This is a genomic window from Planktosalinus sp. (assembly GCF_059864935.1).
Genome location: NZ_JCBCCK010000067.1, coordinates 1 through 9799, shown reverse-complemented (window position 1 = coordinate 9799; position 9799 = coordinate 1). Strand labels below are relative to the sequence as shown.

Genomic DNA, 9799 nt, shown 5'->3' with positions numbered 1-9799 from the left:
TGGGTTGGTGCTTGTAATTGCCCATAAATACAAAATGTTGACGTTCTTCAAAATCTGGCAAGTATTCTTGTTTGATTTTTTTCGTAAAAAATGGTAAGTATTGTAAAAGTGCGCTATCGATTTTAAATTCGTTTTGCAGTAGTTGCATTTCAGCTATTGAAATGATTAACGACAAATCACAACGATAGATACTTGCTATTTCGCGAAAAGCGAATGTGGAGTTTTTATAGTTTACCGGATGGTTGCTCTTTAAAGCACCTTCTCTGGCAAACCTTAAGAAATGAAGGTCTTCAGTATCCAAAACCCTGACGGCATTTGGGCAATTTTCAGTCACACGCCAGCCAAATTGTTCTTCGGTGTAGAAGCGGTCATATACCACCACATCAGGATTGAGGTCTTTTACAAAATTATCGAAAGAGGAATCGTTGAGTTTGATGGATTGTTCTGAAATTCCAAGAGGATTTAAGTTTTCTGAAAACTCAGTCTTTTCAGCTGCTGAAGCAAATGTGATTTGAAAATCCTGCTTTAGAAAAGCATTAATCAACTGCATCATCCGCACTCCGGCACCGGTTGTTTTTGGCTCCGGCCAGGTGTAGCCTATGATGAGGAGTTTTTGCATTGATATTGCTTTTTTTGCCACAAAGGCTCGAAGGCACTAAGGTTCACAAAGAAATTTATTCTTACTGTAAGGTATCGATGTCTTTATATTTTGTTTTAACTAAAAGCTTATCTTCTTCAAAGGCTGTCCATGCAAAATACACATTCCCGTTTAAAACTGCCATTTGAGGAAAGCCTGAAGCTCTGGAATCTGATGTGTTTGCAAGGGTGAAAATTTCTCCCAATTGACCGTTCAGATTAACTTTTCTGAATTTGATAAAAGTTTCATCATCCTCATCTTCTATCCAGCAAACCACTGCATTTTCTGAATCAACAAAAGCAACATCCACGCGACCTAACGGATTTCCGGTATCGATTCTAACAGGAGCTTCAAAATCTGCACCGTTGTTTTTTGAAAATGCCAGATTCACTTTACTTTCCATTCCGGCTGCAGTAAACCACGCTACGGCGACATTATCACCAAAAGCAGCTACTCTTGGTCCATTGACAGGACAACCGGCTATTTCCCAGTTGTCATTGTGAACCGGAACCGGGGCTGTCCATTTTTCACCATCAAAGCGAACTATGGAAATGTCCCTAATTTCAGTTTCTGTTCGATCTCTGTACACCACCACCGGACCGTTTGCCGTCATTGCGGATGAAGTTTGGCAACAATCACACACACTTTCGTCTAATAAAAACTCATTTTCCAAACTACCGTCAGGATTCACAATTGCAGTCCTCACGGTCATAGCACCACCCTGATGATCGTGATGTCCGCCTGAAGTATTTCTGCCATCCAGCCAACTCACCATAAATTGGTTTTCGCCAAAAGGGGTATAGGAAACAAAACCATGTTCGGTTTTTGTGGTATCGCTATGAATCTTAAAAGGAGTTGACCACTTGCCTCCCTCCTGCTTTTGCGTGACCATCACATCATAAGCATAGGTCGCTTCGTCTGATTTTTGAAGAATATGGGCAATGTAATTTTCCCCGTTTTTAGCAATCTGCGGATAATCTGCCCAATTGACAAACCAGTCGGTGCCAGAGGTAATTGCTTCCGGGGTTGACCAACTATCTTCAACCAACCTTGAATAGTAAAGCGTAGCCAGATTGTCATTTTCTGAAACGAAGGAAAGCAACAAATCTTTACCATCTGAAAACAGGTAGGGTAACGAACTGTTTTCGACTTCCGGAAGTTGGATTTCAGTTAAGGAAGGTGCTTCTTTTTCTTGTGATTGCTCTTTTGTCTTTTTACAAGAAACAAAAAACAATATTGTAAAAAATAAAACGGGAAATAATTTTTTCATTGTTTTTAAAATTTTACACCGGCTCACCATATAAATCAAAATCGGCGGCTTCAGTGATTTTAACCTTAGTGAAATCACCTGTTTTTAAGTAGTGTTTTGAAGCGTCTATCAAAACTTCGTTATCCACATCCGGCGAATCAAACTCGGTGCGGCCCACAAAATAGTTACCTTCCTTACGGTCGATGACCACTTTAAATTCTTTTCCGATTTTTTCATGATTGAGTTCCCAGGAAATTTGGGACTGGATTTCCATAATTTCATTGGCGCGTTCCTGTTTTACTTCTTCAGGCACATCGTCTTCAAGATTGTATGCGTGGGTGTTTTCTTCGTGTGAATAAGTAAAACATCCCAATCGTTCAAAGCGGGTTTCTTTGACCCATTCTTTTAATGTTTGGAAATCTTCTTCTGTTTCACCGGGATAACCAACAATCAATGTGGTTCTTATAGCCATTTCTGGAACGGCAGCCCTGAAGTCTTGTAATAATTTTGTGGTTTTGGCCTGAGTGGTACCACGCCGCATCGATTTCAATATGGAGTCTGCAATGTGTTGCAACGGAATATCAATATAATTACAAATCTTAGGTTCATTGCGCATCACTTCCAACACATCCATCGGGAAACCTGTGGGAAATGCATAATGCAGGCGAATCCACTCAATACCTTCAACTTTCACTAAGTTTTGCAATAACTCCGCCAGATTTCTTTTTTTATAAAGATCCAAACCGTAATAAGTCAAATCCCGTGCGATGAGTATCAATTCTTTCACACCGTTTGCTGCAAGATTTTCTGCTTCTTTCACCAAATCTTCAATGGGTGTGCTGCGGTGTTTCCCGCGCATAATGGGGATGGCACAAAACGAACACGGGCGGTCACAGCCTTCGGCAATTTTAAGATAGGCATAGTTTTTTGGAGTGGTCGTTAAACGCTCGCCTATGAGTTCGTGTTTGTAATCGGCTCCCAGCGCTTTTAGCAAGCCGGGAAGTTCGGTAGTTCCAAAATACTGATCCACAGAAGGAATTTCTTTTTGCAAATCGGGTTTGTAGCGTTCTGAAAGGCAGCCGGTGACAAATACTTTATCGACAAGACCCTCTTCTTTTTTCTGAACGTATTCCAAAATGGTGTTGACGCTTTCTTCTTTCGCGTTAGCGATAAAACCACAGGTGTTGATGACTACGATGTTGCCTTCCTCTTCATGCACCACTTCTTTGTTGTTGGCTCTTAACTGACCCATCAATACTTCAGAGTCATACACGTTTTTTGAGCAGCCCAAAGTGACTACATTGATTTTATTTTTCTTTAAGCTTTTGGTGCGCATACAATTTTTTAAAAAGGACTGCAAAGATACAATCTATGCAACTCTTTTAGCACCTCTTGGTTAAATATTAACCAATACTGTTTGATTTTTTTCTATTGCAAGGTTGACAAAGTAGTTGAATGTTTCGGTAAGTGTTTGAGCCACCTTTTGAGAATGGGATTATATGGTCAAATTCTAAATTTCTATTATCCCCACAAGATATGCATCTACCCATATCCCTATTCCAAACCTGATCTTTTACAGTTTGGGAAATATCTCTACCACTAAAATGACTTTTAATAACTGCTGATTTGGGGAACCTAGCAGTATCAAGCCTGCCAATATCTGCTCCTCTTTCCAATGCCTTAATAATCTCAACAGATTTAAAATTATCAAATTGATCATAACTTAAACCAAATATTTCTTGAAGGTCAACCTTGTGAAGTTCTTCGTGCTCATCAATTTCATCATCTAAATAAAGCCTTTCGAATTGTCGTTGTAAAATTTCCTCAACTTCAGAAAAACGATATTTATAAAAATCCCCTTCTTCTATTTTAAAATAAGCTTTGATTAATTTTATGTTTTTCTTTTCGTTTTCACTTAAAATATGGTCATTTAGTGCAAGATTTATATAGACTAATACCAGATCAAGCAGTTCTTCTTTAATGTCTTTAATATTATTTATTTTGTGTTCTTTTAAAACAGAATTTAAAGTTTCAACTGTAAGATTCTCATTATATATAAGTTCAACAATATGAGAAATGTAATTGCTAAATGAATTTATTGATAAAATAATTTCAAAAGCTTTGTGTAATTCTAAATCACCTTTAGATAAAAATTTTCCCATAACATTAAATTAAAAAACAATTTACTAAAAATATATAAATTATTTCTATAACCCTAAGGTTATTAAATTATATTAATTTGAAGGATAAAGAACGAGACCTCCGCCTATGCGGAGGTAAAGAACGAATCTACAAATTCAAATTTGTTAAACACCTGAAGGTGTTCCATACCTTCCCCTACTCCGATATATTTTACGGGAATCTGAAACTGGTCACTGATACCAATCACGACGCCACCTTTTGCTGTTCCGTCAAGTTTTGTAACTGCCAAAGCGGTAACTTCTGTTGCAGCGGTGAATTGTTTGGCTTGTTCAAAAGCGTTTTGCCCTGTTGAGCCGTCGAGAACGAGCAGCACTTCGTGTGGCGCATCAGGCACTACTTTTTGCATGACGCGTTTTACTTTGGTGAGTTCGTTCATCAGGTTGACTTTGTTATGAAGTCGGCCGGCGGTATCGATGATGACCACATCGGCATTTTGGGTGACGGCGCTTTGAAGTGTATCAAAAGCTACAGAAGCTGGGTCGCTGCCCATATTTTGTCTTACAAGGGGAACCTGAGCACGGTCTGCCCAAATTTGAAGCTGGTCAATTGCTGCTGCACGAAAAGTATCTGCGGCACCCAGAACAACGCTTTTTCCGGCTTTTTTAAACTGGTGTGCCAGTTTCCCAATGGTAGTGGTTTTACCCACCCCGTTGACACCAACCACCATAATGACAAAAGGGTTTTTACCTTCCGGCACCTCAAACTCGGTGGCGTTTCCTGAATCCACTTCAGAAAGTAAACCGGCTATTTCTTCTCTTAGAATGAGGTTAAGTTCGTCTGTGCCCAGATATTTATCTTTGGCCACACGAGACTCAATGCGTTCTATGATTTTTAAGGTGGTATTTACGCCCACGTCTGAAGAGACGAGGATTTCTTCCAAATTATCAAGTACGTCCTCATCAACTTTTGATTTCCCGGCTACGGCTTTACTTAGTTTCCCAAGGAAACTGGCCTTGGACTTTTCAAGCCCTTTATCGAGGGTTTCTTTTTTTTCGGAAGAGAATATTTTTTTGAAAAAACTCATGGTTAGTTATATTGTTAATTGTTATTAGTTAATGGGTCACTTCACTAACAACTGCTGATCTTGTCATTTTAAGATTGCAAAGATACGCAAAAAGAAAAAGCCGTCTAACCTAAAGGCAGACGGCTTTTTAATGTGATTTATATTTTAGACAACATTTATTCTTTATTCACAACGAAAGAAAATGTGACCGAATAATCAGATGGGTCATAATCAGGGGCAAAAGCCCTTACACGCCAGTAATAGGTACTTTGGTGTTGAGTCGAATCATATATAAGAAACTCCATAGTTGTGTTGTAAAATGGATCATCTTCCTCAACCACTCTTGTGGCTTCATGTAAAATTGTAGAAAAGTTGGATGTTTCAGAAATTTGAACCAAATACTGTTTGGCATTCGCAACTTCAGCCCATTTAAATTCATTCCACAAGTTCTGGGAAACAATAACCGTTGTATTATTAGAAGGAGTAAGTAATACCGGTGTTGCCAGTTTGTTGGAATTGGAATCATCATCGCTACTACAAGCGGCAAGAAGCATAAAGCTAGTCAATAAAAGAAATAGTTTTTTCATTATAGTGATTTTTTTATTTTGCAAATATAGTGATATAAAACAAAAGCCGTCTCACCAAAAGGAGGACGGCTTTTCTATATTTAATAAGAGGTTATTTTTGCTTACTTAGCCATTCATTTACCAGCTCTGGAGTTGTGATGGTTTCAACAAATGTGTAAGCCCCGGTTTTAGGAGACTTTACCATTTTGATAGCTTTTGTTAAACGCTTTGAACCTGTTTGTATAGTACCAACTGATTTTTTTGCCATGACTTATTGCTTTTTGAGATTATTAAAAACCTCTAATTATTTAATTTCTTTGTGAACGGTCATTTTCTTCAAGATGGGATTGAATTTTTTCAATTCCATTCTGTCCGGAGTGTTCTTTTTGTTTTTAGTAGTGATGTAACGCGAAGTTCCGTTTACACCTGATTCTTTATGCTCAGTGCACTCTAAAATTACCTGGATTCTATTTCCTTTGCTTTTCTTTGCCATTTCTGTGAAAAATTATTATCAGATTACTTGGTTAAATAACCTTTTTCCCTTGCTTTTTTGATAGTAGCTAAGATACCGTTTTTATTGATTGTTTTTAAAGCAGCTGCAGATATACGAAGCGTAATCCACTTATCTTCCTCAGGAATGTAAAACTTTTTCTTCATCAAGTTTACATTAAACTTGCGTTTTGTTTTATTCATCGCATGAGAAACGTTGTTGCCAACCATCGCTCTTTTCCCTGTAAGTTCACAAACTCTTGACATTACTTTATCCTTTATTTCGTTATTTTAAAACAGGCTGCAAATTTAAAACATTTTTATCTGCTGCACAACAATTACTCATCAGTTTTTTAAAATTTCTTTTCGGAGTAATTCAAAGCCTTTATTTGAGGCATCTGTTATCACCCTACTGCGGTCTTTTCCAAAGTTGAATTTTTCTGAAAAAACGCCCTGAGGGGTTGCTATTCCTATAAATACAGTGCCCACATCTTCATTGGCATCGCCTTTGGTGGGCCCGGCTACTCCAGTTGTTGAAACGGCATAATCGGTTTCATAAAGTTTTTTTGCACCGGCTGCCATTGCTTCAGCCACCTGTGCGCTCACCACGGTATGTTTTTTTATCATATCTGCGTGAACTCCTAAAATCTTGGTTTTACTCGAAGTGGCATAGGTGACAAATCCACCAACAAAATATTGAGATGCACCACTCATTTTAGTGAGTTTTCGGGCCATTTGTCCGCCGGTACAACTTTCAGCCAGACTTAATGTTTGTTGTTTTTTCACCAGTAAATTGGACACCACTTCTTCAATGGATGTTTCTTCGTCATAACCAATAATAATGTCTCCTATAAGCCCTTGCAGTTGTTTTACGTGAGCATCAATGGCCGCATGTAGTCCAGCTTCATCAGTGCCTTTTGTTGAAAGCCTTAATCTCACTCTTCCCAGTGAAGGCAGGTAAGCCAGCTTGATGTCAAGGGGCAGGTTGTTTTCAAAATCTTCGATAATTTCTGCAATGGCACTCTCGCCCATTCCGGTGGTTAAAATGGTTTTGTGAACTATGAAAGGTCTGTTGAATTTTTTCTGAAGTCTCGGTAACACTTCATTTTGCATCAATCCTTTCATTTCATAGGGAACACCCGGCAGGGAAATGAATACCGTTTTGTTATGCTCTATCCACATTCCGGGGGCGGTGCCAAATCTGTTTTCGAGTGCTATGGATTTGGAAGGCAAGTTTGCCTGGTTGATGTTGTATTGGTTGGGTGTTCGGTTTAAATGCTTTTCAAAAAGGCGAAACACATTTTGCAGCGCTTTTTCGTTTTGAACGAGTGTGTCATCAAAATATTCACAAAGGGTAAGTTTTGTAATATCATCTTTGGTGGGTCCCAGCCCGCCGGTGGTTATGACAATATCAACGCGCTTTTCGGCATTGGCAAGACTCTCAAGTATGTGGGTTTTATCATCCTGAACAGAAGTGATTTGCACCACTTGAACACCTATTTTACTGAGTTCAGTAGCGATATAGGCTGAGTTTGTATCAACAATTTGGCCGATGAGGATTTCATCGCCTATGGTAATGATTTCGGCAAGCATTATAAATTGAAATCTTCTTTGAGTTCAATAAACACTTTTTCAAGAATTGAATTTATTTTTTCAACCTGCGGCTCGATAGCTGACTTACTCTTTGACGTGTTTGTCCAAGATTCAATGGCGGTAATGTCTTTGGTTAAATTCAGCCCTAACATTTCAAGGTTGGGCTTCATTTTGTGCGCAAATTGATACGCCAAAGGTTTGTTGTTGTTTTCTATTGCCTGAGTCATCGATCTTAAATCGGGCGGTATTTCGTCAAGAAAGGTTTTGGCGATGATTGCCATAAATTCTTCATCGCCACCGGCGATTTCCTGTAAACTATCAAGTGAATATGTTTTGCTCATCGTTGAATTATTTAACTAAGATAGAAAAAAGTTTTGTATTTTCGACAAACCCTGTCAGGCGGTCATTGGGATTCACTTTGGCCACTCCTGCGGGAGTTCCCGTAAAGATAATATCTCCAATCTTTAATGTAAAGTATTTTGAAATATATTCGATTAACTCATCATTTTTCCACAGCATGAGCGAAGTATTGCCTTTTTGCACAACTTTTCCATTGTTCTCAAGGTGAAAATTGATGTTATTGACGTCCTGAAAATTTGTTTTGGGCAAAAACCCGCTGACAACTGCAGCACCATCAAATGCCTTTGCTTTTTCCCAGGGGAGGCCTTTTTCTTTGAGTTTGGATTGAAGGTCACGCGCCGTAAAATCGATTCCCAGGCCAATTTCGTCATAATATTTATGTGCAAAGCGTTTTTCAATGTGCTTGCCTATTCTATTTATTTTAACCAAAATTTCCACTTCGTGATGCACATCATTGGAAAAATCGGGGATAAAAAAGGGTTGCTTCTTTAGGAGTATAGCAGTGTCAGGTTTTAGAAAAATAACCGGGTCTGAAGGTTTTTCGTTATTCAGTTCGCTGATGTGATCAACATAGTTTCTTCCTATACAGATTATTTTCATTTAACAGAAGTTAAAGAATTATTTTTGGGCAAAGGTAGAATAATTTATCATTATCTACTCAAATGAAAAAGCCCCATTAAGGGGCTTAATCTAAATTTTAATCATCATAGCAATTACATTTTCTCATAAACCAAAGTCAGGTCTTCAGCGACTATCACAACGTTGCCGTTATTTGTTACTACAGGCACCTCAAAGGCTTCAGGAAAGGTCATGGTGATTGTATTGTTACTATAGAAGAATGAAAAACCCCACATACCTTGTCCCTGCCAGGTTATGGAGCCTTCACCGCTGTCATAAGTCCAGACAAAAAAGGGCCACCCTGTTTCTTCAAGGCAAGAAGTGACATAGACCTCATTTGCACCATCCCAATCAATTTCAAGACGGGAGTTAAACCGATACTCACCAAAATAATCTTCATCAAAATAGATGAATTCATTTAGCAAGCACCCGGTTTCTGTCATGAGGTTGTTTGAGGCTTCGCCATCGTTATTAAAGTCATAGGCGTTTTCAATTGTGGCAGCTGTTAATTTCCACTCCCCCACAACCGGGGAGTTGTTGTATTCTGTAGCACAGGACACAAAAATGGCCAGCACACAACCCATTGATATAAATTTATAGATGTTCATTACATTTCAAGTATTTAAGTTATTTTCTTTTACTAAAAAGGTGTCTTGCCGGGTATATTGACACGCCAAAACCCCAGTAGCTACCTGTTACCCAATCCAACTTCTGATAAACATCCCCCGTTTGCCGGTTAACCACCACTGTAGTGAGCGCATCGTTGTAATAAGCAATATTTGGGGCATATATCAGGCTACCCCGCAATAAAAAATCATTAAATTTCACGTCCAAGCCCAGTTCTGCCCGAGTTAGAAGCTGAATGAAATCTTTACTGAATGTATAGCCATCATCAAAAACCCCTACCAAAGTTTCACCTTCTATAGCATAGTAAGCTTCTTTTTCATTATACTTAGGCATGTACTGCAGTTCAATTCCCAAAGCGGGAACTAATGTGGTTTTTTCACTTAACCGCAAATGGTACTCAAACATTTGGTTTATTCGGTAAGTGGTCACACGGGGTCCCTTAAAACTGAAAGAGG

At 38.7% G+C, this 9799-nt stretch carries 13 protein-coding genes and 1 pseudogene; all 14 read right to left on the bottom strand.

The window, feature by feature from the left end; translation table 11 throughout:
* Positions 1-619 (bottom strand): annotated as a pseudogene (locus AC6F75_RS03080) (glycosyltransferase); the annotation flags it as partial.
* 61 nt (positions 620-680) lie between these two features.
* A complete protein-coding gene (locus AC6F75_RS03075) occupies positions 681-1907 on the bottom strand; it encodes a hypothetical protein (protein ID WP_500713485.1) in 1227 nt (408 codons plus the stop codon).
* A 13-nt stretch (positions 1908-1920) separates the two neighbouring features.
* Complete coding sequence (gene rimO / locus AC6F75_RS03070; RefSeq protein WP_500713484.1) at positions 1921-3222, bottom strand: 30S ribosomal protein S12 methylthiotransferase RimO; 1302 nt, start codon at positions 3220-3222, stop codon at positions 1921-1923.
* Positions 3223-3289: 67 nt separating this feature from the next.
* Entirely contained in the window at positions 3290-4048 is a 759-nt protein-coding gene (locus AC6F75_RS03065; protein ID WP_500713483.1) for an HNH endonuclease, read from the bottom strand.
* Positions 4049-4152: 104 nt separating this feature from the next.
* On the bottom strand, positions 4153-5112 hold the full coding sequence (gene ftsY / locus AC6F75_RS03060; protein WP_500713482.1) for a signal recognition particle-docking protein FtsY: 960 nt from the start codon (positions 5110-5112) through the stop codon (positions 4153-4155).
* 155 nt (positions 5113-5267) lie between these two features.
* Entirely contained in the window at positions 5268-5678 is a 411-nt protein-coding gene (locus AC6F75_RS03055; RefSeq protein ID WP_500713481.1) for a hypothetical protein, read from the bottom strand.
* A 91-nt stretch (positions 5679-5769) separates the two neighbouring features.
* Positions 5770-5925: a DUF4295 family protein gene (locus AC6F75_RS03050; protein ID WP_500713480.1), complete on the bottom strand. Its 156-nt coding sequence runs from the start codon at positions 5923-5925 to the stop codon at positions 5770-5772.
* 36 nt (positions 5926-5961) lie between these two features.
* On the bottom strand, positions 5962-6150 hold the full coding sequence (gene rpmG, locus AC6F75_RS03045) for a 50S ribosomal protein L33 (protein WP_500713479.1): 189 nt from the start codon (positions 6148-6150) through the stop codon (positions 5962-5964).
* 23 nt (positions 6151-6173) lie between these two features.
* Positions 6174-6413: a 50S ribosomal protein L28 gene (gene rpmB / locus AC6F75_RS03040; RefSeq protein WP_500713478.1), complete on the bottom strand. Its 240-nt coding sequence runs from the start codon at positions 6411-6413 to the stop codon at positions 6174-6176.
* A 78-nt stretch (positions 6414-6491) separates the two neighbouring features.
* Positions 6492-7739, bottom strand: a complete 1248-nt coding sequence (locus AC6F75_RS03035) for a competence/damage-inducible protein A (protein ID WP_500713477.1) — start codon at positions 7737-7739, stop codon at positions 6492-6494.
* On the bottom strand, positions 7739-8080 hold the full coding sequence (locus AC6F75_RS03030) for an Hpt domain-containing protein (protein WP_500713476.1): 342 nt from the start codon (positions 8078-8080) through the stop codon (positions 7739-7741). The genes AC6F75_RS03035 and AC6F75_RS03030 overlap by 1 nt, the downstream gene beginning before the upstream one ends.
* Before the next feature lie 7 nt (positions 8081-8087).
* Complete coding sequence (locus AC6F75_RS03025) at positions 8088-8699, bottom strand: fumarylacetoacetate hydrolase family protein (protein WP_500713475.1); 612 nt, start codon at positions 8697-8699, stop codon at positions 8088-8090.
* 113 nt (positions 8700-8812) lie between these two features.
* Positions 8813-9325 carry a hypothetical protein gene (locus tag AC6F75_RS03020; RefSeq protein ID WP_500713474.1) on the bottom strand — a complete coding sequence of 171 codons (513 nt, stop codon included), beginning with the start codon at positions 9323-9325 and terminating at the stop codon, positions 8813-8815.
* Positions 9326-9344: 19 nt separating this feature from the next.
* Positions 9345-9799: hypothetical protein (locus tag AC6F75_RS03015; protein ID WP_500713473.1), on the bottom strand; the 455-nt coding region annotated here is incomplete at its 5' end.